Genomic DNA, 23,642 nt, shown 5'->3' on the forward strand with positions numbered 1-23,642 from the left:
CCGTTCGGGGCACGTCTTCCGGTGGCCGCGCGGCGGCCGGTGGGCCGGCCCCGTCCGGGTCCGGCACCGCCGATCAGTCGGCGGCAGCGGCGGGCACGGGGACCTCGGGGGTCACTCCGCTCCCGCGGTGGTCGGATGGAGGCCGCTCGCGGAGCTCCGCGATGGCGGTCTCGAAGTCTTCGAGGCTGTCGAAGGCCTTGTACACGGACGCGAAGCGCAGGTACGCGACGAGGTCGAGCTCCTGCAGGGGGCCGAGAATGGCCAGACCCACGTCGTGGGTGGTCAGCTCGGCGCTTCCGGTGGCGCGCACCGCCTCCTCGACCCGCTGGCCGAGCTGGGCGAGGGCGTCCTCGGTGACCGGTCGCCCCTGGCACGCCTTGCGCACGCCGGAGATGACCTTGGTGCGACTGAAGGGCTCCGTCACGCCGGACCGCTTGACCACCATCAGCGAGGCGGTCTCCACCGTCGTGAAACGGCGGGAGCAGTCGGGGCACTGGCGGCGGCGTCGGATCGACGTCCCGTCGTCGGTGGTGCGACTGTCGACGACACGGCTGTCGGGGTGCCTGCAGAAGGGGCAGTGCATTGGTTCCGACCCTCCCTCACGGCACGACTGACTGGCCTCGCCAGGTCCGTCACGGCCCTGCGAAGCGACCACCAGCATAGGTGATCCGAGTGCCCCCGGCCGACCGGGGACCACTACTTGTGGGTGGCCGATGCAATCCAACCACTAGATCTTGGGGCGGGCCGCATTTTCGGCACATTGCGCGTGTCGGGCCCGCGCGGTGCGGACGGGGCGCCCGGGACCGGCCACGAGAGTACGGGAAGCGCGCGGCTCCGCCGATCCGGCCCCCTCCGGTGCCACACTGACAGGGCACCCCGGGCCCGTTCGAGCCGACCGCGAACGGTACCGTAATGACCGAATTGCCGATGCGCTCCGGGCCACCCATACACCCACCCGCTCGCACAGGTAAGGCAATCTGCGATTTTTCACTCGAACGTGTGTTTGGCGCAACCTTTCGAAAGCCACTACCGTTGTGCCAGCCAGGGAGACCATTCGAGAGGGGCCGCCGACGTGACCACCACCGCAGACAGTGCCACCATCACTGCCCAGGACCGCTCCCAGGGCCGACCCGAGCCGGTGCATGCCATGAACGACACAGTCATGAACGCGGACGGGGAGCCTGGCCGCCCCGCGCGCTCGATGCCCGGCCGACCTCCAGGCATCCGGGCCGACAGCTCGGGCCTGACCGACCGGCAGCGACGGGTCATCGAAGTCATCCGGGACTCGGTCCAGCGGCGCGGCTACCCGCCGTCGATGCGTGAGATCGGTCAGGCGGTGGGCCTCTCCAGCACGTCGTCGGTGGCCCACCAGCTCATGGCCCTGGAGCGCAAGGGCTTCCTGCGCCGCGACCCGCACCGCCCCCGGGCGTACGAGGTCCGCGGCTCCGACCAGCCCAGCACCCAGCCGACGGACACCACCGGGAAGCCCGCCGCCTCCTACGTGCCCCTGGTCGGCCGGATCGCCGCGGGCGGGCCGATCCTCGCCGAGGAGTCGGTCGAGGACGTCTTCCCGCTCCCCCGGCAGCTGGTCGGCGACGGCGAGCTGTTCGTGCTCAAGGTGGTCGGCGACTCCATGATCGAGGCGGCCATCTGCGACGGCGACTGGGTCACCGTCCGCCGGCAGCCGGTCGCGGAGAACGGCGACATCGTCGCCGCCATGCTCGACGGCGAGGCGACGGTGAAGCGCTTCAAGCGCGAGGACGGCCACGTCTGGCTGCTCCCCCACAACTCCGCGTACCAGCCGATCCCCGGCGACGAGGCCACCATCCTCGGCAAGGTCGTCGCGGTACTGCGACGGGTGTGACCCCACCCCGTCGGCACTGACCGGACCCCGGGACCCACTGCGCCGGTCCCGGGGTCCTGCCATGCCCGGGAGGCGGCCGGGGGTGTCCCTACACCCCGGCCGCCTTCGAGGCGGCGTCGATCGCCGCCAGGGACTTGCGCACCTGGTTGCGGTCCGTGGTGTACCAGAAGTCGGGCAGCGAGGCCTTCAGATAGCTGCCGTACCGCGCCGTCGCCAGCCGCGGATCCAGCACGGCGACCACACCCCGGTCCCCCGTGGCCCGTACGAGCCGTCCGGCCCCCTGCGCCATGAGAAGGGCCGCGTGCGTCGCCGCGACGGCCATGAAGCCGTTCCCGCCGGCCTCCTCGACCGCCTTCTGGCGCGCGCTCATCAACGGGTCGTCGGGGCGCGGGAAGGGGATCTTGTCCATGACGACCAGCTGGCAGCTCGCGCCGGGGACGTCCACGCCCTGCCAGAGCGACAGCGTGCCGAACAGACAGGTCTGCGGATCGGCCGAGAAGTTCTTGATCAGTTCGCCCAGGGTGTCCTCGCCCTGGAGCAGGATCGGGAACTCGGGGACACGGGAGCGGAGCTCCTCGGCCGCCAGCTGGGCGGCCCGCATGGAGGAGAACAGGCCCAGCGTCCGACCGCCCGCGGCCTGCATCAGCTCCGTCAGCTCGTCCAGCATGTCGCCGCGGTCGCCGTCGCGGGCCGGCCGGGCCAGGTGCTTGGCGACGTAGAGGATGCCCTGCTTGGGGTAGTCGAAGGGCGAACCGACGTCGATGCCCTTCCACACCGGGACATCGTCCCCCTCGGTGCCCTCCGGGGCGAGGCCCAGCGAAGCCCCGACGCCGTTGAAGTCGCCGCCGAGCTTGAGGGTCGCCGAGGTCAGCACCACCGAGCGGTCCGAGAAGAGCTTCTCCCGCAGCAGGCCGGAGACCGAGAGCGGGGCGACCCGCACCGAGGCGCCGAAGCGGTCGTGCCGCTCGTACCAGACGACGTCGTACTCGGAGCCCTGGGTGATGCGCTCGGCGACACCGTGGATCGACTCGACCGAGGCCATGGCCTGCTTGCGGACGGCGTCCTCGTCCTGGACGGACTTGTCCCGGGTGGAGCCCAGGGCCGTGATGACCTGGCGCGCCGCGTCGCGCAGCGCCATCAGGGCATACCCCAGGTCCTCCGGGACGTCCTCCAGCCGGCCGGGCAGGGCCAGCTCCATCACGCGCTCGAAACCCTCGGCCGCGGTCTGCAGCTGGTCCGCGACCTTCTCGTTGACCAGCTTGGCGGCCCGGCGGACGGCCCGGTTCACCTGGCCGGGGGTGAGCTCGCCGGTGGCGACGCCGGTGACCCGGGAGACCAGCTCGTGGGCCTCGTCGACGATCAGCACCTCGTGCTGGGGCAGCACCGGGGCGCCCTCGATCGCGTCGATGGCGAGCAGGGCGTGGTTCGTGACGACGACGTCGGCGAGCTTGGCCCGCTCGCGGGCCGCCTCGGCGAAGCACTCCGCTCCGTACGCGCACTTCGTCGCGCCCAGGCACTCGCGGGAGGAGACCGACACCTGGGCCCAGGCCCGGTCGGAGACGCCCGGGGTGAGGTCGTCCCGGTCGCCGGTCTCCGTGTCGTCGGACCAGTCCCGCAGCCGGATCAGGTCCTGTCCCAGCTTGCTCGTCGGCGCCGCGGCCTCGAAGGGGTCGAAGAGACCGTCCTCCTCGTCCTGCGGGACGCCCTCGTGGAGCCGGTGCAGGCACAGGTAGTTCGAGCGGCCCTTGAGCATGGCGAACTCCGGACGGCGCCGCAGCTGCGGATGCAGGGCGTCGACGGTCCGCGGAAGATCGCGCTCGACCAGCTGGCGCTGGAGCGCCAGCGTGGCCGTGGCCACCACGACCCGCTCCCCGTGCGCCAGGGCCGGCACCAGGTAGCCGAGGGACTTGCCGGTGCCGGTGCCGGCCTGGACGAGGAGGTGCGAGGTGTCGTCGATGGCCTCGGCCACGGCCTCGGCCATGGTGACCTGGCCGGGTCGCTCCATACCGCCGACGGCGGACACGGCGGCGTGGAGGAGCTCGGGGAGGGATGGCTTCGTCATAGCGCGTCCAGCCTAAGGGGCGGCACCGACAGTCGGATCACGCGAACGCTCACGCCAGCGGGTTGGGAACCGTCCCGTGGACGGCCGCGTGCGGCCGCTCCGCCCGGTCCCGGTAGCCGTCCAGGTGCAGACGGTTGCGGTTGAGGCAGAGTCGCTCGATCCGGGGCGTGAGCAGATCGAACAGCTCGAACCGTTCCTTCAGCTCGGGGAAGCGGGCCTGGTGGCGCAGGATCTCCGCCCGGACCAGCGCCCAGAAATCCTGCTCCGGTACGTCGAGCTGTTCCGCGCACAGCGGCGCGAGGTAGCGGAAGACGCCGACGAAGAGCCCTGAATGGATGAACTGGGTGAGGAAGTCAGGCTCCTCCGTCAGCAGGACCGCCCGGACGTCGTCGGGCATCGTGTCGTGCTCGGGGAGCGGGCGGGCGCTGATGTTCACGTCGTCGACGAAGTCCTTGATCGCCAGACGGACGGGCACGTCCCGGTCGTCGTGGACGACGATGGCGTTCTCGCCGTGCGGGGAGAAGACGGTGCCGTACCGGTAGAGGAAGTGCAGCAGGGGCGGCAGCAGGGCGGCGAACAGGTGCTGGAGCCAGACCGCGGGCGCGAGGCCGGAGCGCCGGACGAGTTCCGCGACGAACGCCCGGCCGTCGGGATCGGTGTGCAGCAGGGAGGCGAGGGTCCTGGCGCGCTCGCCCGGCGGCAGCCGGAGCGGCTCGCGCCAGATCGCGCCGAGGAGTTCCTTGTACTGGTACGGGACCTCGGGCAGCCGGTCGTAGAGCGGGTGCTCGACGGTCACGGAGGCGACCTCGCCGAGCAGGATCACGCCGCACTCGTCCCGCAGGTAGGGGTCGGCGTCGCGCAGCCCGTGGACCCAGGCGGTGACGGCGGGGGCGGCCAGGGTCCGCTCGGTGGGCAGTCCGCGCCAGACGAGGGTGTTGAGGACGGAGAGCGGCAGCTTGACGGTGTGCCGATCCGGCCGGCTGGTGTTCAGGAAGGTGCGGACGGACTGCTGCGGCACGCGCAGGTCGGCGTCGGCAGGCAGCGGGACGATGGCGCCTGCCGCGACGGCCGGGGCGTAGAGCGGGAGCAGGATCTCGTCCCACTGCCAGGGGTGGACGGGCAGCAGGAGGTAGCCGTCCGGGTCGAGGCCCCGGGCTCGCAGGACGGTGTGGAAGGTCGCGCGGGTCTCCGCGTCCAGCTCACCCGCGTAGAGCCGGTCGGGGGTGTGGAGGCCGGGCACGCCCCGGTAGGTGGCGAGGGCGGTGCTGACCGCGATCCACGGGAGGCGGGTGGCGCGGCGGGCTTCCGGGGCCCAGCGGGTGGCGTCGGTCGCGGAGAAGCCGATCCGGCCCTTGTTCAGGACGAGCCAGGGGTGACCGGTCTGGTGGCCTTCGAGGTCGGCGTACCCGAGGTCGGCGAGCGCCTCGACGCCGAGCGCGGTGTGGTCGAGGCGGGTGTCGGCGACGAGGGTGGTGGTGAGCTCGCGGATCAGGTGGCCGAGGGTGGGGCCGTCGAGGCCGAGGAGGCGGCGGGCGCGGACCAGGAGGTCGAGCGGGTCGGTGAGGGGCCGGCCGTCGAGGGTGATGGAGTCGGCCGCGACACGCCAGCTGCCGTAGGAGCCCCGGGTGGCGGTGAAGGCGAGTGCGGAGCCGTCGTCGAGGAGCAGGGTGTACCGGTCGGCCCCGGGACCCGTGCCCGGGTGGACGGGCCCGGATCGCCCGTCACGCACGGGTTCGATGATCTCCTCGTAGGCGAACTCGGCGATGGTCTTCGCCAGCAGACGGGAGGACGCCCGGGCCCAGGCAGCCGGGTTGAGCCCGGGCGGGGCGAGCAGTGCGGAGTCATGGGTGGCAGGGGACGACGGCACGGGGACTCCTCGGGGTGGGAACCGCTGTGGGTCGAGCGGTGTGGGTGAGGCGAGGGACGATCACAGAACGTGACGGAGCGGGCGGTCGCGGACCATGAGGGCGGCCTGCTTGTCGGGGAGGGCGACTTCCGCGGAGAAGCGGAATCCGGCACTCAGGAAGGCGGAGACGGAGGGGGTGTTGCGCAGGTCGGGTTCGGCGACGACCCGCGTGCAGCGGGGCCGGTGGTCGAGGACGAGGTCCGCCACGGCCCGCAGCAGTGCCGTGCCGACACCGCGGCCCCGGTCGGCGACGCCGCCGAGCAGCAGATGGATGCCGGTGTCGTGGGGACGGGCCGGGTAGTGGCGGGCGAGGGGGTCGAGGTCGGCGCGGTAGATCTCGAAGTAGCTCATCGGGGTGGAGTCGAGGACGCCGAGGCAGGGGACGCTGCGGCCGTCGCCGTCGAGTTGGGCGCGGAGGTGGGCGGCGGTCACGCTCTCCGGGCCGGACAGCTCCCAGAAGGCGGCGACGGCCGGGTCGTTCATCCAGCGGGTGACGAGCGCCAGGTCCCGATCGACCCGTACGGGCACGAGCCGGAAGGTGCCGACGGGCGTGACCGCGGGCGCCCAGCCGGCCACGGCGTCGAGGAGATCGGAGTCCGCGGGGCCCGTGGCGTCGCCGGCGGCGGCGAGGAGGGCGATGAGTTCGTCGGAGAGGCGCAGGTCCAGGGTGTCGTCACCGGTGGGGTCGGCGACGGCGGCCGGGGGGCGGGTACCGGCGGCTTCGGCCTCGGTGCGCGCGTCGGCCTCGGCACTCGGATCCGCCTCGGTGCTCGCATCGGCGGGAGGCACGGCGGTGATCTCCTCTCGGCTGTCGGGTCGGGTGGGGGCGCTCAGGGACGCAGCGGGTTGGTGATGGTGACGTAGACGGACTGGGTGTCGACGGGGCCGACCAGTTCGTCGAGGCCGTGGAGGCGCGTGAGGAGGTTGGCCTTGCAGCGCAGGGTCGTGGCTTCCAGCAGGCGGTGCGGCAGGGGGGAACCGAGGGCGGCGGCGGAGCCGAGGAACTGGCGGAAGCCGGCGAGCAGGACGCGCTCGTCGGCGAGGCCCTGGGCGCCGAAGGCCCCGATCAGGCCGAGGACGTTGTTGATGCCGAGGTAGTACGCGAAGCGTTCGTCGGTGACCTGGTCGGAGACGAAGGTGTCGCTGACGGAGCCGATGCCGGGGAGGCGGCCCTCCAGCTCCTCGCGGCGGGACTCGCGGAAGTAGTAGCCCTGGTTGTCGCGGTAGCGGCCGCCGACGGGCCAGCCCTCCGGCGACAGGAGGACGAGGGTGTTCTGCTGGTGGGCCTCCAGCGCGACGCCGGCGGCGCCGTCGAGCCAGAGCACGGGACGGACGACCTGGTCGAGGTAGCGCAGGAACCACTCGGCGGCGACGGCCGTGGTGGGCCGGCCGGTGCGGGCGGCGAGCCGGGTGACGAGGTCGAAGAGGCGGGAACGCATCCGTTCCGTGCCGGGCCAGGGACGCGGGGCGGTGAGGGCGGCGATGCACACCGCGTCGTCGCCGGCGGCGAAGGGGTTGTGGCGGACCATGACGTCGAGTCCGGGGACGGGGGCGCCGTCCGGGGTGTCGACCGCGAGCCAGGCGGGGTCGCGGACGATGTCGAAGCCGGGGTGGGCGCTCTGCCACTGGTCGACGAGGCCGGTGCGCAGGAGCCGGTGGACCTCGACGCCGCGGTGGAGTTCCTTGCGGAGGTTCTCGCGGCGGGAGTTGGTGATGCGGACGCCGAGGGACAGCTTGAGCATGGCGCGGGAGCCGGGGCGGTGCACGGTGCGGACGGAGGAGGTGGGGTGCCAGGAGGCGCCGTGGGGTCCGAGGTCGTGCAGGAGTCCCGCGTCGAGGAGGGAGGCGACGGCCGGCCGGTGGAGCAGTTCGCGGGCCTGCCAGGGGTGCAGCGGCAGGGGCACGGTGCCCGGGGGGAGTTCGAGTCCTTCGGCGAGGCCGGTGGAGAGCTGCTCGGCGGTGACGGGGCGGCCCTGTTCCGTCCAGGCGGAGTCGGTGGCCAGCACGGTGCGGTCGACGGCCATCCAGCGCAGGGGGAAGGAGCCGTGCATCTCGGGCGAGTAGAGGCGGGCCTCGGCCTCGGAGAGACCTTCGCGGCTCTTGGGGGTGGGATGGAGCGGGTGGCCGAGCAGCAGGGACTGTTCGGCGGTGAGGAACAGGTCGGCGTCGGGGCCGGGGTTCGGGCGGCGGCGGCGCTCGGCGATGAACTCGGCCGTCCGGCGGGCGGAGTCGGCGACCCGGCCGACGAGTTCGGTGCCTTCCGGTCGTCCGGTCTCGCGGCTGAGGAGGGCGGCGACGGTGACGGCGTCCGCCGCCGGGGCGGAGGTCGGGAGCCCTTCGAGCGCGGGGGCGCCGAAGCGGTGCCAGCCGGTGAGGGACCAGTGGCGGACGGGGACGAGGAGGGCGGTGCCGCTGGCGTCGAGGGGGATGCGCAGGGTGCCGGACGCGGGGCCCCGCAGGTTCTTCTCCCGTACCCAGCAGCGCAGCAGGTTCTCGATGGTCGCGAGGTCCGCCGCGCGCTGCGGGTCCGGGTCGTCGAGCGGGTCCGGATCGCCGAACGGGTCCGGGTCGCCGAACGGGTCCGGGTCGCCGAACCGGTCGGAGGCGTCGTCGGGATCCGTCGCCCGGAGGGGGACCTGGGCGTCGGGCACGTACGCGTCCTCCGCCCCGTACGGGGCGGCGGGGGGCGCGGGGACGGACGCCGGCCGTGCGGCGGGCCGGGGGTCGTACGGGCCGGAGTGCTGACGGGGGACGACGGCGTGTTCGACGGCGAGGGGCCCGTGCGGGGTGCTGTCGGCGTCGGGCGCTTCGGGTGCGGGGGTCGCGTTCACGGCGGGACTTCCTTGTGATGGTGTCCGGGTTCGGTCCGGGATCAGTGGGACGGTCCGGTGTCGTTCCGGTGGTGCGCGGCCCGCTGGCGTACGGGCCGGGGACGGTCGGGCGGTGCCGGGCGGTGGGAGCGCTCGGCGGCTGCCAGGGCGTCGGCGAAGCGGTCGAGGACGGCCTCGGCCTGTTCGTCGGTGAGGGTGAGCGGCGGGAGGAGCCGGACGACCGCGGAGTGGCGCCCGCCCAGTTCCACGATGAGTCCGCGGTCCAGGCACTGCCGTTGGACGGCCGCCGCGAGAGCGGGGTCGGCGGGCGGGGTGTGGGGATCGGCGGAGAGAGGGTCCTCGGCGGTGGGGTCGACGAGTTCGACGCCGATCATGAGCCCGCGGCCGCGCACGTCGCCGATGGCGGGGTGGGCCGCGGCCAGACCCTGGAGGCGGCCGAGCATGCGGGCTCCGAGGGTGGCGGCCCGGTCGGCCAGGCGGTTCTCCCGGACGTAGGCGAGGGTGGCCGCGCCGGCGGCCATGGCGAGCTGGTTGCCGCGGAAGGTACCGGCGTGGGCGCCGGGTTCCCAGGCGTCGAGCTCGGCGCGGTAGACGACGACGGCGAGGGGCAGGGAACCGCCGATGGCCTTGGACAGGACCATGACGTCGGGGACGACGCCGCTGTGGTCGACGGCCCAGAAGGCGCCGGTGCGGCCGACGCCCGTCTGGACCTCGTCGGCGATCAGTGGAATGGAACGGGCCGCGGTGACGCGCCGCATGCGGCGCATCCAGTCGTCGGGCGCGGGGAGCACGCCGCCTTCGCCCTGCACCGGTTCGAGGATCATCGCGGCGGGTGTGGTGACCCCGCTCTTGGGGTCGTCGAGGAGGTTCTCGGTCCAGCGGGCGGCCAGTTCGGCGCCGCGGTCTCCGCCGACGCCGAACGGGCAGCGGTAGTTCTGCGGGTAGGGCAGCCGGGTCACCCGGACGTCGGTCGCGCCGCCCGAGGCGTCGAGGGCCCCCGCCGTCATCCCGTGGTAGGCGCCGGCGAAACTGAGCAGTCCGCTGCGGCCGGTGGCCGTGCGGACCAGTTTGAGGGCGGCCTCGACGGCGTCCGTACCGGCGGGGCCGCAGAACTGGATCCGCGCGTTCTCGGCGAGGCCGGCCGGCAGCGTGGCGAACAGCTCGGTGGTGAAGGCGTCCTTGACCGGGGTCGCCAGGTCGAGGACGTGGAGCGGGGCGCCCGAGTCGAGCACCTTCCTGATCGCTTCCAGGACCACCGGATGGTTGTGCCCGAGTGCCAGCGTCCCGGCGCCCGACAGGCAGTCGAGGTAACGGCGGCCGTCCGCGCCCTCGATGGTCAGTCCCCGAGCCCGGACGGGGACGATCGGCAGCGAGCGCGCGTACGTGCGCGCCGCCGACTCGCGCAGTGACTGGCGTCGCAGGATGCCCTCGTGGGCGCTCCCCCCGCCCGTCGCCCTCTCCCCTTCGTCCGTCCGCGCGGCCCCCGGTGCCGCCGGGGCTGGTTCGGTCACGGCCACGGCTCGGTGTCCTCCCGCTGTAACAGTTGCGTTGCACATCGGTACGTCGCTCGACCGTGTGTACGACGGCCGTGAACGCTGCCTCTGTGCCCCCCGTACCTACCAACGACGGGAGGCGCCGGGGATAACGGGCCGATCCGAAGATCCTGCGAGTGGTCTGCGTCACGTCCCGGCAACGGCCGCACCGGGGCGGGAACCGCGCACCTGGCGCGTACCGTCCCCTCCGGCACCGGCATAGTGGGGGCCGCACTTCGGGCGCCGGTCACGGCGCCGACACTGTTCACTCATGCACAAGTTGACGTAGTCCCAGGGGGATCACGAGATGCGACCGATTCGTCCGCTGCTCGCCGCGGCAGCCGCCGTGGCGGCGTTGACGCTGACGGCGACGGCCTGCGGCCCGACCGAGGACAACGCGGGGAACAAGCCCAGCGCGCCCGCGAGTCCGTCCACCGGCGACAAGATCACGATTCCGGACGACCTCAAGGACCGGCTCAAGGAGCACGGGATCGATCTGGACAAGTGGAGGAACGGCGAGTGGAAGAACTGGGACCGCGACACCTGGCTGCGTGAGGCCAAGGACTACGTCAACCCGATCATCGAGGACCTCTGGGACCCGGACCGCATGCGGGACGCCGAGCGCCCCGACAAGCCGGTCGAGGAGGAGGACATCTCGGGCGACAAGGGTGTCACCGACCCGACCCCCGCGCCGGTGCGGGCGAAGTCCGTCCAGTCGCCGTACCACGCCAACGTCCCCGAGGCCGGCAAGGTCTTCTTCGACGGTCCGCAGGGTTCGATGGTCTGCTCGGCCACGGTCGTGAAGGACCCCGCGCACCCGGGCAAGTCCAACATGGTCTGGACGGCGGGTCACTGCGTGCACGCCGGCAAGAAGGGCGGCTGGTACCGCAACATCGCCTTCGTCCCCTCCTACAACGACAGCGGGAAGCCGACCTCCGCGCTGGAGAACGCCACCCGTGACCAGGTCGCTCCGTACGGCGTGTGGTGGGGCGACTGGGTGCAGACGTCCGACCAGTGGATCGCGGAGGGCGCGTCGACCGGCGGTCAGGGCGCGCCGTACGACTTCGCGGTGATCCACGTGACGCCCGAGAAGGGCGGCACGGGCAAGTCGCTGGAGGAGACGGTCGGTTCCGCCCTCCCGGTGGAGTTCAACGCCCCGGCGGTGTCGAAGATCTCCGCCATGACGGCGACCGGCTACCCGGCGGGTCCGCCGTACGACGGCCAGAAGATGTTCCAGTGCCAGGACCGGCCGGGCCGCCTCTCGGTGAAGGTCGATCAGCCCACGATGTACCGCATCGGCTGCACCATGACCGGCGGTTCGTCCGGTGGCGGCTGGGTGGCCAAGGGCCGGGACGGCAAGCCGGCGCTGGTGTCCAACACCTCCATCGGCCCGGTGACGGCCGGCTGGCTGGCGGGTCCGCGCCTGGGCGCCGAGGCCAAGGGCGTGTACGACGCGGTCAGCAAGAAGTACGCGGGCAACTGACCCGCGGGTGAACCGGGAGGCGGGGCCCAGGGGGTGTCTTCGACGACAGGCCCCGGGGGTCCCGCCTCCCCGCGGCAGGCATACTGTGCACCGCTAGTGACGCGTCCATGGCAACCAGCTGGGTGGCAGGGCCGGGACGCGGGATCCGTCTCAGGGGGAGAACAACTCATGCGTTCCATACGACTTCTGCCGGCCGCCGCCGGTCTGACGGTGGCGCTCGCGCTGACCGTGACGGGCTGCGGCCCGACCGAGACGCCGGCCGCCGACAAGCCGGCCGCCGGCGCCACCGCCTCCGGTCCCGCGGGCGACGGCGGTGACGCCGCGCTCCCCCAGGACCTGGCCGACAAGCTGAAGAAGCACGGCGTCGACCTGGACAAGTGGAAGAACGGCGACTGGAAGAACTGGGACCAGGACAAGTGGCTGCGTGAGGCCGAGGACTTCGTCAACCCGGTCATCGACGGGCTCTGGGACAACGAGCGCATGCAGTCGGCGAAGAGCCCCGACCCCACGATCGCGGCCACCGCGGGCAGTTCCGGCAGCGACCCGGTGCCGCGGCCGGTGCAGGCCCAGCGCGAGAAGACGCCGTACCACCGCAACGCGGCCCCGGTCGGCAAGATCTTCTTCGACTCCCCGCAGGGCCACATGGTCTGCTCCGGCACGATCGTGAAGGACCCGCGCCGGCCCGGCAGGTCCAACATGGTCTGGACGGCCGGCCACTGCGTGCACGCCGGTCAGCGCGGCGGCTGGTACCGCAACATCGCCTTCGTGCCGGCCTACAACGACCTCGGCAAGTCGGCGTCCGCGCTGCGCAACGCCAAGCCGCACGAGGTCGCCCCCTACGGCCAGTACTGGGCCGACTGGGCCGTGACCTCGGGCGAGTGGATCCAGCGCGGCGGCACGAACCCCGCCTGGCCCTACGACTACGCCGTGCTCCACGTGAAGCCGGAGCGGGGCGGCAAGTCCCTGGAGGAGACCGTGGGCGCGGCCCTGCCGGTCGACTTCTCGGCGCCGACGGCCGCGCAGGCCGGCACGATGGGCGCCTGGGGCTACCCGGCGGCGCCGCCGTACAACGGCCTGATCATGCACAAGTGCCTGGACCGGCCGACCCGGCTGACCACGGCCCCGGCCACGCCGACCATGTACCGCATCGGCTGCACGATGACCGGCGGTTCGTCCGGCGGCGGCTGGTTCCGGGTGCTGCCCAACGGCAAGACGGCGCTCGTGTCGAACACCTCGATCGGCCCGGCCGGCGGCAACGGCTGGCTCGCGGGACCGCAGCTGGGCCGGGGCGCCCAGGCCGCGCACGACATGGTCAGCAAGAAGTTCGCCCGCTGACCCGGTGGGCCCGGTCCCGGCGACCGGGCCCGGACCGGACCGCACACGCGGAAGGCCCCGCCCTCTCGATGCGAGGGGGCGGGGCCTTCCGCGTGGGACGACCGCTCAGTGCGCGGCGGGAACGTACGGCATCAGGAACGCCGCCAGCTCCTCGTGCACCCGCGCCTTGACCAGCGTGCCCTCCGGGGTGTGCTCCTCGGAGAGCATCTCGCCCTCGGCGTGCACCCGGGAGACGAGACCGCCCTGGGTGTACGGCACGAGCGCCTCGATCTCGACCTGCGGACGGGGCAGTTCGGCGTCGATGAGCGCGAGCAGCTCCTCGATGCCCTCGCCCGTCCGGGCGGAGACCGCGATGGCGTGCCGCTCGGCGCGCATGATCCGCTGCAGTACCAGCGGATCGGCGGCGTCGGCCTTGTTGACGATCACGATCTCCGGCACGTTCACCGCGCCGACGTCTCGGAACACCTCGCGCACGGCGGCCAGCTGCTCCTCCGGAGCCGGGTGCGCCCCGTCCACCACGTGCAGGATCAGGTCGGAGTCGCCGACCTCCTCCATCGTGGAGCGGAACGCCTCGACCAGGTGGTGCGGCAGGTGCCGTACGAACCCGACGGTGTCGGCCAGGGTGTACACCCGGCCGGTCGGTGTCTCGGCCCGGCGGACGGTCGGGTCGAGGGTGGCGAACAGTGCGTTCTCCACCAGCACACCCGCGCCGGTCAGCCGGTTGAGCAGGGAGGACTTGCCGGCGTTGGTGTATCCGGCGATGGCGACCGACGGCACCTTGTGACGGCGCCGCTCCTGCCGCTTGATGTCGCGGCCGGTCTTCATCTCCGCGATCTCCCGGCGCATCTTCGCCATCTTCTCGCGGATCCGACGCCGGTCGGTCTCGATCTTGGTCTCACCGGGACCACGGGTGGCCATGCCGCCACCGCCGCCGCCACCCATCTGACGGGAGAGCGACTGACCCCAGCCGCGCAGTCGCGGCAGCATGTACTGCATCTGCGCGAGAGCGACCTGCGCCTTGCCCTCTCGGGACTTGGCGTGCTGGGCGAAGATGTCGAGGATCAGGGCGGTCCGGTCGACCACCTTGACCTTGACGACGTCTTCGAGGGCGATGAGCTGACCGGGGCTGAGCTCGCCGTCGCAGACGACGGTGTCGGCGCCGGTCTCGAGCACGATGTCCCGCAGCTCGCGTGCCTTGCCCGAGCCGATGAAGGTGGCCGGGTCCGGCTTGTCACGGCGCTGGATGACGCCGTCGAGTACGAGGGCGCCCGCCGTCTCGGCGAGGGCCGCGAGCTCCGCGAGGGAGTTCTCCGCGTCCTGGACGGTCCCCGAGGTCCACACACCGACCAGCACCACGCGCTCCAGGCGCAGCTGCCGGTACTCGACCTCGGTGACGTCCTCGAGCTCGGTGGAGAGGCCCGCCACGCGCCGCAGAGCCGCGCGCTCGGAGCGGTCGAACTGATCGCCGTCCCGCTCTCCGTCGATCTCGTGGCTCCAGGCGACGTCCTCTTCCATCAGGGCATCGGCCCGAAGGCTCTCGGTGCGGCTCGTCTCGGCGAAGCTCTGCTCGTCCTGGGAAGGGGATGAAGAGGAGGTCATTTGATCCTTACTTCGATGGAAAGTCGTTGCGTCGATCACAACGTGTGACGGCCGCGAAACATTCCCGGCCGGGCCGCGCTGCCGACCTGATGATGGTGACACGCCCGGACGGGGCCCGTCACCCCGGTTTCACGGCTCCGGCGGCCTCAGGCGCGCGACTGCGCCAGTCCGGGTGGCCCGGCATGGCCGGGGTCTTCTTCGCGTACAGCCAGCCCGCGAAGAAGGAGCCGAGGTCACGCCCCGCGACCTCGGAGGCCAGTGCCGTGAAGTCGGCGGTGGTGGCGGTGCCGTCGCGGTGCTCGTCGACCCAGCGGCGCTCCAGCCGCTGGAAGGCGTCCTCGCCGATCTCCTGGCGCAGGGCGTAGAGGACGAGTGCGCTGCCGTCGTACACCACGGGCCGGAAGAGGCTGATCTTCTTGCCGGGCGAGGGCGGCGCGGGGGCCGCGGGCGGGCCGCCGCCGGCGCGCCAGGTGTCGGAGGCCGTGTACGCCGCCTTCATGCGCCTTTCCAGCGACTGCTTCGCCGTCTCGTCGGCGTAGAGCGCCTCGTACCAGCTCGCGTGCCCCTCGTTGAGCCAGAGGTCGGACCAGGTGCGGGGGGAGACGCTGTCGCCGAACCAGTGGTGGGCCAGCTCGTGGACCATGACCGAGTCGACGTACCACGCCGGGAACGCGGGCTCGGTGAAGAGCCTCCGCTCGAAGAGGGAGAGCGTCTGCGTCTCCAGCTCGAAGCCGGTGTCGGCGTCCGCGATCAGCAGGCCGTACGTCTCGAAGGGATACGGCCCGACCTGGCGCTCCATCCATTCCAGGTGGCCGGGGGTGCGCCGCAGCCAGGGCTCCAGGACCTCCCGGTCGGCGGTGGGCACCACGTCCCGGACGGGGAGTCCGTGCGGGCCGGCCCGGTGGACGACGGTGGTGCGGCCGATGGAGACCTGGGCGAGCTCCGTGGCCATGGGGTGGGCCGTGCGGTAGGTCCAGGTCGTGGTGGCGCCGTGCTCGGTCCGGCCCGCGGGCAGGCCGTTGGCGACGGCGGTCAGCGCGCTGGGGGCGGTGATCCGGAAGGTGAAGAGGGCCTTGTCGGCCGGGTGGTCGTTGGACGGGAAGACCCGGTGGGCGGCGTCGGCCTGGTTGGCCATGGCGAGGCCGTCGCCGGTCCGGACCCAGCCGCCGTTGTCGGCGGGTCCGGTGGGGTCGCTGGTGTGGTGGACGGTGACGGCGAGCGCGTCACCGGACCGGACCGCGCGGGCCGGGGTGATCACGAGGTCCTCGCCGCTCGTGGTGAAGTCCGCGGGTTCGCCCCCGACCGTGACCGAGGCCACCGTGCCGTGGGTGAAGTCCAGGTTGATCCGTTCCAGGTCCTCGGTCGCGAGGGCGTCGATGCGGGTCACGGCCTGGAGCGGCTTGGTGTTCGTCCCCGGGTAGGTAAGGCCGATGTCGTACGCGAGGACGTCGTAGCCGGGGTTGCCGAGGTGGGGGAAGAGCGGGTCTCCGATACCGAGGGGCGCCGGCGCGGGGAGGGCCGCGGCGAGCAGTCCGGCCGATGCGGCGACCACGACGGCGGAACGCAGCCACCGCGCGCGTGGGGGGCGAAGTCGGGGTGTGAGCGGCATGGGCTACGGCTACCAGGGCGTCCGCCGCTCCCCCGGGCGGCGCGCTCGCCCGCCACCCGAAGGAGTCATGCCACCGGGGTCTTCCGGTTCAGTCCTGCGGCGAGGCGGGGTGGCGGGCGCGGCTCACGTCGTACACGCCGGGGACGTCGCGCATCGCCCGCATGAGGGCGGGGAGTCCGGCGGCGTCGGGGAGTTGGAGGGTGTACGTGTGCCGGACCCGCTGTTCGCTGGGCGGCTCGACGGTCGCGGCGACCACGGCCACGCCGGCACCGGCGATGGCCTCGGTGAGGTCCGCGAGCAGATGGGGTCTGCCGAAGGACTCGGCGACGAGCGTGACCCGGCATTCGGCGGTGTCGCCCCAGTGCACGACGACCGGTTCGCGGCCGAGTCGTCTCATCGCGTCGACGGAGGCGCAGCCGGTGCGGTGGACGGTGACGGATCCGCCGCGTACCAGGAAGCCGGTGATCTCGTCCGGGGGTACGGGCGTGCAGCAGCCGGCGGGCCGCACGGCGGCGGTGGCGCTGCCGGGGAGTTCGGCGAGGAGCCGGGTGCCGGTACGCCGGTCCGCGGTGACGGACGAGGGCGGCCGGGGGTCGGCGTCGGGGGCCTTCGCGGCTTCGGGGTGCGCCCGCAGCCACGCGGTGATCGCGATCCGGGCGGCCTGGGTGCGGGCGTGGTCCAGCCACTGCGGCGACGGGCCCGAGGTGGCGTCCTGGGCGAGGAGCAGCTGCACCGTGTCGCCGTCGACGAGCACCGTGCTCAGCGTCGCCAGACGGCCGTTGACGCGCGCGCCGAGACAGCCGTGGGCGGCTTCGCCGTGCTGGGCGTAGGCGGCGTCCACGCAGCTCGCCCCGGCGGGCAGACCGAGGGTTCCGCCGTCGGCGCGGAAGACGGTGATCTCCTGGTCCTCGGCGAGGTCGGCGCGCAGCGAGGTCCAGAAGGTGTCGGGGTCGGGGGTGGCCTCCTGCCAGTCGAGCAGGCGGGAGAGCCAGCCGGGGCGGGTGGGGTCGGCGCGCTCGCCGTCCTCGGCTGCCTCGGCGCCGGCGTCGGCCGTGGCCGGGGGCGGGTACGGATTGCCGAGGGCGACGACGCCCGCTTCGGCGACCTTGTGCATCTGGTGGGTGCGGATGAGGACTTCGGCGACGGCTCCGTCCGGGGCGGCGACGGCCGTGTGCAGCGACTGGTACAGGTTGAACTTCGGGGCGGCGATGAAGTCCTTGAACTCGGAGATCACCGGGGTGAAACAGGTGTGGAGCTCGCCGAGGACGCCGTAGCAGTCGGCGTCCTCGTTGACCAGGACGAGGAGCCGGCCGAAGTCGCTGCCGCGCAGGTCTCCGCGCTTGAGCCGGACGCGGTGGACGGAGACGAAGTGCCGGGGCCGGATGAGGACCTCGGCGGGGATGTCCGCCTCGCGGAGCGCGGCGGAGACGGCGTCCGCGATGGCGGCGAGCGCGTCGCCGGCGCCGGTGTTCTCGGCGATGAGGGCGCGGGTGTTCTCGTACTCCTCGGGGTGGAGGATCGCGAAGACCAGGTCCTCCAGCTCCGTCTTGAGCGCCTGTACACCGAGCCGTTCGGCGAGGGGAATGAGGACGTCGCGGGTGACCTTGGCGATGCGGACCTGTTTCTCGGGGCGCATCACGCCGAGGGTGCGCATGTTGTGGAGCCGGTCGGCGAGTTTGATCGACATCACGCGGACGTCGTTGCCGGTGGCGACGAGCATCTTGCGGAAGGTCTCCGGTTCGGCGGCGGCGCCGTAGTCGACCTTCTCCAGCTTGGTCACGCCGTCGACGAGATAGGCGACCTCCTCGCCGAACTGCTCGCGGACCTGATCGAGCGTCACGTCCGTGTCCTCGACGGTGTCGTGGAGGAGGGAGGCGGTCAACGTGGTCGTCTCTGCGCCGAGTTCGGCGAGGATGAGGGTGACGGCGAGGGGGTGGGTGATGTACGGCTCACCGCTCTTGCGGAACTGCCCGCGATGCGAGAACTCGGCGAGGACGTACGCCCGGCGCAGCACCGCGAGGTCGGCCTCGGGGTGGTGGGCGCGGTGCGCTTCGGCGACGTGCCCGATGGCGTCCGGCAGCCGGTCCCTCGCGGTGGGACCGAGCAGAGCGGCGCGGCCCAGTCGGCGGAGGTCGATCCTCGCGCGGGCGCGTCTGCGGCTGGGCGCGTCGGGGCTGGTGGCCTCGGCCGCGCTCGCAGGGTTGGTGGCCTCTGCACTCATGGGGCACCTCCGGCAACGTCGACCGGCGGTGGGCGGGCAAGGCGTGCCTGCCGGGCCGGTGCTTGATGTTACCGACCCCACCACGCGCTGCAGTGCCCCTCTCGCCCAGCGTGAAACGGATCACCCATTCGAGCGACGGATCAGTCGTTGACTGTTTCGATTCCCGTCGGTCGTGCCCGCTCCGAGGGGGCGGGCGTGGCGGGCCAGGCCGGCCGGGCCCGGCGCGGCGGGAGGTTCGAGGGGGCCGGTGTCCGGCTGTCCGGCTGTCCGGCTGTCCGGCTGTCCGGCTGTCCGGCTGCCGAGGTTCAGGCGGTCGGGGCGTCCGCGAGCCAGGCGGGGTCGAGGGTGCCCTCGGCGACGATGACGGCCGGGCCGGTCATCTCGATCTCGCCGTCGGGGTGCTCGGTGATGATCAGCGTCCCGCCGAGGACGTCGACGGTGTACGTGGCGGGGGTGCCGCTCCGCGCCGGGTCGACGCCGTCCCGGCGCGCGGTGGCCACGGCGACGGCGCACGCGCCGGTACCGCAGGAGCGGGTCTCGGCGGCGCCGCGCTCGTGGACGCGCATGGCGACGTGGCGGGGGCCGCGGTCGGCGACGAACTCGATGTTGACGCCCTCGGGGTAGACCCCGGCGGGGGCGTACGGGGGCTCAGTGAACAGGTTGCCGGCGTGGTCGAGGCTCTCTACGAAGGCGACGGCGTGCGGGTTGCCCATGTTCACGTTGCGGGCGGGCCAGCTGCGGCCGTCGACGGTGACGGTGACACCGTCCTCGGGGAGCCGCGCGCGGCCCATGGAGACGGTGACGGAGCCGTCCTTGTCGAGGTGGACCCTCTTGACCCCGCCCCGGGTGGCGACGGCGACCTCGCCGGCGGTGACGTGTCCGGCGTGCTCCAGGTAGCGGGCGAAGACGCGGACGCCGTTGCCGCACATCTCCGCCACGGAGCCGTCCGCGTTGCGGTAGTCCATGAACCACTCGGCTTCGTCGGCCATGGACCGGGCCTCGGGATGGGCGGCGCTGCGCACCACGTGGAGCAGCCCGTCGCCACCGATCCCGGCCCGCCGGTCGCACAGCCGGGCGACGACCGCCGCGGGCAGCTCGACGGTGTTGTCGGCGTCGGGGACGATCACGAAGTCGTTCTCGGTCCCGTGGCCCTTGAGGAATGCGAGGGGCGAGGTCAGCGCGCTGGTCACGGGATCAACTGTACGGGGCGTCCACGACGGCGGCCCTGCGGGTCCGAAGGGCGGAACGGGGGGCGGGGCAGGCACGCCGCCGGGCCGGGCGGAGGGGCGCGGACCACGGGGCGGGGCGGGGTGGGCTCGCCGGCCGGGTGCCGGGAGGGCCGGCGTGGGCCGCGGGGCCGGTAGCGGGGTGCCGCCGGGCTGGTCGTGTTCCGGACGGCGGGCATCGGCCGCGGCAGGCGCGGCCCGGAGGTCGGGCATCGGCCGCGGCAGGCCCGGCCCGGAGGTCGCGCGTCCGGCGGGAGGCTCAGCGCAGGCGCGCCACGCGCCAGACCGCGAGGGCGACCAGGAGCGCGCTGAGGCAGACGTAGAGGGTGAAGACCCGCCAGTTCGGGCGGTCGCCCGAACCCCGGGCCGGGAGGCCCGGCCAGGTGTAGCCGACCTTGCGGGCGGCCATCATGCCCCAGCCCGCCGCGCAGCAGCTGATCAGCAGGCCGAGCATGGCGACCACGGCGCCGCCGTCGCCCGAGCCGAAGGCGAGCGGGAAGGCGAACATCAGGGAGCCGACGGCGGCGAGGCCCACGATGGGGGCGAGCTGCCAGATCCGCAGCCGACGCTGGGGCCGCAGTTCCACCTCGACCTCGCCCGGGTCGATCTCGACGGCCGAGCCCTGGGCGTCGTCGGGACCGTCCGGGGTCAAACCGGGCGCGTCACCCGGGGCTTCGCCCCGGACCGCGTCGTGCTGCTCTGTGTCGCGAGGGCCGGCCTCCATCGCCACGCGCCCTCCCCACTCGGACTCCACTTGGTCGATCGATGCTCGATGATGGCACGCTCCCACCCCCCGAAATGACGGGCAGTGCGTCCCGATGCCATCACGTGATCAGGCTGTAACCGCTCGTTCGACCAACGCCAGCGCCTCCCCGGGGAGTTCCCTGCGGTGATCTGCCGCTCCGCTGAGCCAGTGGACCCGCGGGTCGCGGCGGAACCAGGAGTCCTGACGGCGCGCGAAGCGCTTGGTAGCGCGCACGGTCTCGGTGCGCGCCTCCTCCTCGGTGCATTCGCCCGCGAGTGCCGCGAGCACCTGCTGGTAGCCGAGCGCGCGGGCGGCCGTGCGCCCCTCGCGCAGCCCCCGCGACTCCAGCGTGCGCACCTCGTCCACGAGCCCGGCCTCCCACATCCGGTCCACGCGGGTGGTGATGCGCTCGTCGAGCTCGGGGCGCGCCACGTCCACACCGATCTGCACCGTGTCGTAGACCGAGTCGGGGCCGGGCAGGTTGGCCGTGAAGGGCTTCCCGGTGATCTCGATGACCTCCAAGGCCCGGACGATGCGGCGGCCGTTGCTGGGGAGGATCGCGCGGCCCGCCTCGGGGTCCGCGGCGGCGAGCCGGGCGTGCAGGACCCCGGAGCCGCGCTCCTCCAGCTCGGCCTCCAGGCGGGCCCGGACGGCCGGGTCGGTGCCGGGGAACTCGAGTGCGTCGATGGCGCCCCGCACGTAGAGCCCGGAGCCGCCGACCAGCACGGGGGTGCGGCCGGCGGCGAGCAGCCGGTCGATCTCGGCCCGGGCGAGCCGCTGGTACTCGGCGACGCTGGCGGCCTCCGTCACGTCCCAGATGTCCAGGAGGTGGTGCGGGATGCCGCCGCGCTCCTCCACCGTCAGCTTCGCGGTACCGATGTCCATCCCCCGGTAGAGCTGCATGGAGTCGGCGTTGACGACCTCGCCGCCGAGTTGCCGGGCGAGGAAAACGCCCAGATCGGACTTTCCGGCCGCTGTGGGACCGACGACGGCGATGACCCGCGGGGCGGGAGCTGCACTTCTCACCGCCCCAGTCTCGCAAACGTCCGGGCGGGTCCTCGAACGAGCGACGTGACGAGCCGCATCCGGGTTCGTTGCCTGTTGCGAGGTTCCGCCCGCCGGTTTCGCGTACCGGCTGCACCGGGTGGCGCAGTGGAGCGCCCCGGGAGCCGCGGCGCTTCTCCCGCACGAGTACGCTATGGAGTGGAAATGGGCGTTTTCGCATTGTTTCGCCGTAAGAGCAAGGAAGCTGCCGAGGCGTCAACGGACGAGGACCGGACCGTCACTCTGACGGCGGACGAGGAGACGGCGGAGGAGATGACCGGGGCGGAGAACGTCACCTCGCGGCCTTCCGGCGCCGCTTCCGAGACCTTCGAGGACGCCGGGACGGACGCGTACGGGATGTCGGACGAGGAGCCGGCGGAGGAGCCCGCGGAGCCGTCCGGGCACGCGGACACCGCCGGGGCCGGGGAGTCGGCCGAAGCCGTCGACCGGACGGCGAACGGCGACGTCGCCGAGGCCCCGGAGGCCGTCGAGGTCGTGGACATCCCGAAGCAGCAGTCGGCCGAGGAGGCCGCGGACAACGAGGCCGGCGAAAGCGCCCGCACGTAGCGACACGGCTCCGCTCGCCCCTACTCGGCGGACGGACCCACCGGAGGGAAGGTGGCCCATGGGTCTCCTGGATTCACTGAAGGCCAAACTCGCCCCTGCCAAGGACAAGGTCTCCGACCTCGCGCAGCAGCACGGGGACAAGATCGACCATGGCCTGGACAAGGCCGCGAAGGTGGTCGACGAGAAGACCAAGGGCAAGTACAGCAACAAGATCGAGTCGGGTACCGACAAGGCCAAGCACGCCCTGGGCCGGATCGCCCACAAGGACGACGGCACCCCGGGCGGGGGCCCGAACCCGACGCCGCCGCCGACCGTCTGAGGCCCGGCACCACCTGACCGTCCGTCCGCACGGCGGGCGACCGCGCAGCCCGGAGCTGCGCGGTCGCCCGCCGTCCGCGTTGTGCCGCCCGGGCGTGCCGGAGCCCCGCGAGGCTCCCGGACCGTCCCGGACGGGACGGTCCTCAGGACCAGGCGGCGACGAAGTAGCCGACGCCGTAGGGGGCGTCCTCGTACAGGAGGCGGCCGTCGAGGCCGGTGCCGGCGGCGGCGCCCGCCAGGACCTGCCAGGGGGCGCGGCCGGCGACCTTCAGCGTGTGCGCGAGGTCCTCGTCGAGCGCGAGCAGGGCGGCCGTGTCGGCCGTGCCCAGCGCCCGCGCGGCCTCGGCGTCGAACCCCGCGGCCCGGTCGTCCAGATAGCCGGGGGCCTTGAGCGTGCGACACGCGCTGCCGTCGCCCATGACGAGCAGGGCGACCCGCTCGGCGGAGGCGGCGAGCTCGCGGCCGGTCGCGGCGCAGCGTGCCGCCTCCAGCGGCTCGCCGACTCCGAGCCCCTCGACCGGGGCGCCGGTCCAGGCGGCGCGTTCCAGGAGCCAGGCCGCGACGGCGAGGGAAGCGGGCAGCGGTCGCTCGCCGGCGGGACCGTCGCCGAGGCGGACGGAGAGGTCGACGCCGAAGCCCGCGAAGGACCCCGCAGAACCGGCCGGGAAGACGCCGCGGGCGCCCTCGTCGGCCGGGCCGACGACGAAGAGGCGATCGGGCCGGGACGCGGCGAGCAGGCCCACGGCATCGGCACAGGCGGTGCGCGCGGCGTCGAGTTCGGGTGCGGCCCCCGTCGCGACGTCGGGCACGAGCAGCGGGGGGCAGGGGCATACGGCGGCGGCGACAAGCATGATCCGCAGCCTACTGCGACGGTGGGCGCCCGAGCGGGCCGCCGCAGGGGGCACGGGTGGGGCCCCGAACGCGTCGTTCCAGGGCCGCGTGCCTCCCCCCGCCGCCGGGCCGTGAAGGGTCAGCTCGCCGGCGGCGCGTCCTGGTGAAGTTCCTCGGCGGCCGCGACCGTCTTCGCGACCGCGGGGTCGTTCGAGTCCCAGACCTGCTCGGCGATGGCGAGCCTGTACTCCGTCAGCGACACCGCACCCTTGACGATCACCAGGTAGCTCTCGCCCCCGGGGAAGCGGTACACCTCGCGCCACTTCTCACGCATCGGTGCCCCGTAGGCGAGGGTGGCGGCGCGCAGTTCCTCGAGCGCCTCGTCGCGCGTACCGGTGAGCCGGCGCACCACTTCGGTGACGTACGTCTCCCCCTTGCCGTACTGCGCGACGACGATCCACTTCCCCAT

At 73.1% G+C, this 23,642-nt stretch carries 19 protein-coding genes; 5 read left to right on the forward strand and 14 right to left on the reverse strand.

The annotated features are described in order from the left end of the window. Positions 1–73 precede the first annotated feature (73 nt). On the reverse strand, positions 74–583 hold the full coding sequence (nrdR, locus tag ACE1OA_RS08890; protein WP_356604247.1) for a transcriptional regulator NrdR: 510 nt from the start codon (positions 581–583) through the stop codon (positions 74–76). Between the two features lie 489 nt (positions 584–1,072). Here nrdR and lexA point away from each other — a divergent pair, with 489 nt between their 5' ends. After that, positions 1,073–1,864 (forward strand): transcriptional repressor LexA, encoded by a 792-nt coding sequence (lexA, locus tag ACE1OA_RS08895; protein WP_356604249.1) that lies wholly within the window; start codon positions 1,073–1,075, stop codon positions 1,862–1,864. An 88-nt stretch (positions 1,865–1,952) separates the two neighbouring features. Here the strand turns inward: lexA and ACE1OA_RS08900 are convergent, their stop codons facing one another. From ACE1OA_RS08900 to ACE1OA_RS08920, 5 genes are read right to left on the reverse strand one after another with little or no spacing between them, the layout of a single operon-like run. Then, the gene (locus ACE1OA_RS08900) at positions 1,953–3,926 is read right to left on the reverse strand and encodes an ATP-dependent DNA helicase (RefSeq protein ID WP_384867711.1); all 1,974 of its coding nucleotides are present in this window, start codon (positions 3,924–3,926) and stop codon (positions 1,953–1,955) included. A gap of 49 nt (positions 3,927–3,975) precedes the next feature. Then, positions 3,976–5,793: an IucA/IucC family protein gene (locus ACE1OA_RS08905; RefSeq protein WP_356604253.1), complete on the reverse strand. Its 1,818-nt coding sequence runs from the start codon at positions 5,791–5,793 to the stop codon at positions 3,976–3,978. A gap of 60 nt (positions 5,794–5,853) precedes the next feature. Further along, positions 5,854–6,621, reverse strand: a complete 768-nt coding sequence (locus tag ACE1OA_RS08910; RefSeq protein ID WP_386543095.1) for a GNAT family N-acetyltransferase — start codon at positions 6,619–6,621, stop codon at positions 5,854–5,856. 41 nt (positions 6,622–6,662) lie between these two features. Next, entirely contained in the window at positions 6,663–8,663 is a 2,001-nt protein-coding gene (locus tag ACE1OA_RS08915; RefSeq protein WP_432752606.1) for an IucA/IucC family protein, read from the reverse strand. Between the two features lie 41 nt (positions 8,664–8,704). After that, positions 8,705–10,180: a diaminobutyrate--2-oxoglutarate transaminase family protein gene (locus tag ACE1OA_RS08920; RefSeq protein ID WP_356604257.1), complete on the reverse strand. Its 1,476-nt coding sequence runs from the start codon at positions 10,178–10,180 to the stop codon at positions 8,705–8,707. 322 nt (positions 10,181–10,502) lie between these two features. Between ACE1OA_RS08920 and ACE1OA_RS08925 the strand changes: the two genes are divergently transcribed. Together ACE1OA_RS08925 and ACE1OA_RS08930 are read left to right on the forward strand one after the other, a co-directional pair. Beyond that, on the forward strand, positions 10,503–11,678 hold the full coding sequence (locus ACE1OA_RS08925; protein ID WP_384867720.1) for a trypsin-like serine peptidase: 1,176 nt from the start codon (positions 10,503–10,505) through the stop codon (positions 11,676–11,678). Positions 11,679–11,846: 168 nt separating this feature from the next. After that, a complete protein-coding gene (locus ACE1OA_RS08930; RefSeq protein WP_361313663.1) occupies positions 11,847–13,013 on the forward strand; it encodes a trypsin-like serine peptidase in 1,167 nt (388 codons plus the stop codon). A gap of 105 nt (positions 13,014–13,118) precedes the next feature. Here ACE1OA_RS08930 and hflX read toward each other — a convergent pair whose 3' ends face one another. The 6 genes from hflX to miaA form a co-directional block, all read right to left on the reverse strand. Further along, a complete protein-coding gene (gene hflX, locus ACE1OA_RS08935) occupies positions 13,119–14,612 on the reverse strand; it encodes a GTPase HflX (RefSeq protein WP_356604263.1) in 1,494 nt (497 codons plus the stop codon). A 118-nt stretch (positions 14,613–14,730) separates the two neighbouring features. Continuing rightward, entirely contained in the window at positions 14,731–16,221 is a 1,491-nt protein-coding gene (locus ACE1OA_RS08940) for a M1 family metallopeptidase (RefSeq protein ID WP_432752607.1), read from the reverse strand. An 88-nt stretch (positions 16,222–16,309) separates the two neighbouring features. Next, a complete protein-coding gene (locus ACE1OA_RS08945) occupies positions 16,310–18,442 on the reverse strand; it encodes a RelA/SpoT family protein (RefSeq protein ID WP_432752608.1) in 2,133 nt (710 codons plus the stop codon). A 305-nt stretch (positions 18,443–18,747) separates the two neighbouring features. Next, entirely contained in the window at positions 18,748–19,632 is an 885-nt protein-coding gene (gene dapF / locus ACE1OA_RS08950; RefSeq protein ID WP_386546362.1) for a diaminopimelate epimerase, read from the reverse strand. 295 nt (positions 19,633–19,927) lie between these two features. After that, entirely contained in the window at positions 19,928–20,392 is a 465-nt protein-coding gene (locus tag ACE1OA_RS08955) for a hypothetical protein (RefSeq protein ID WP_356777508.1), read from the reverse strand. Between the two features lie 108 nt (positions 20,393–20,500). Beyond that, a complete protein-coding gene (miaA, locus tag ACE1OA_RS08960) occupies positions 20,501–21,439 on the reverse strand; it encodes a tRNA (adenosine(37)-N6)-dimethylallyltransferase MiaA (protein ID WP_432752609.1) in 939 nt (312 codons plus the stop codon). 183 nt (positions 21,440–21,622) lie between these two features. Here miaA and ACE1OA_RS08965 point away from each other — a divergent pair, with 183 nt between their 5' ends. Next, positions 21,623–22,024, forward strand: a complete 402-nt coding sequence (locus ACE1OA_RS08965) for a hypothetical protein (RefSeq protein WP_432752610.1) — start codon at positions 21,623–21,625, stop codon at positions 22,022–22,024. A 58-nt stretch (positions 22,025–22,082) separates the two neighbouring features. Continuing rightward, entirely contained in the window at positions 22,083–22,343 is a 261-nt protein-coding gene (locus tag ACE1OA_RS08970) for an antitoxin (protein ID WP_432752611.1), read from the forward strand. A 142-nt stretch (positions 22,344–22,485) separates the two neighbouring features. Here the strand turns inward: ACE1OA_RS08970 and ACE1OA_RS08975 are convergent, their stop codons facing one another. Next, entirely contained in the window at positions 22,486–23,193 is a 708-nt protein-coding gene (locus ACE1OA_RS08975) for a class III extradiol dioxygenase subunit B-like domain-containing protein (protein ID WP_432752612.1), read from the reverse strand. Between the two features lie 119 nt (positions 23,194–23,312). Beyond that, a complete protein-coding gene (locus ACE1OA_RS08980; RefSeq protein WP_432752613.1) occupies positions 23,313–23,642 on the reverse strand; it encodes a hypothetical protein in 330 nt (109 codons plus the stop codon).

It is taken from the genome of Streptomyces sp. JL2001, assembly GCF_050917515.1.
Lineage (GTDB): Bacteria > Actinomycetota > Actinomycetes > Streptomycetales > Streptomycetaceae > Streptomyces.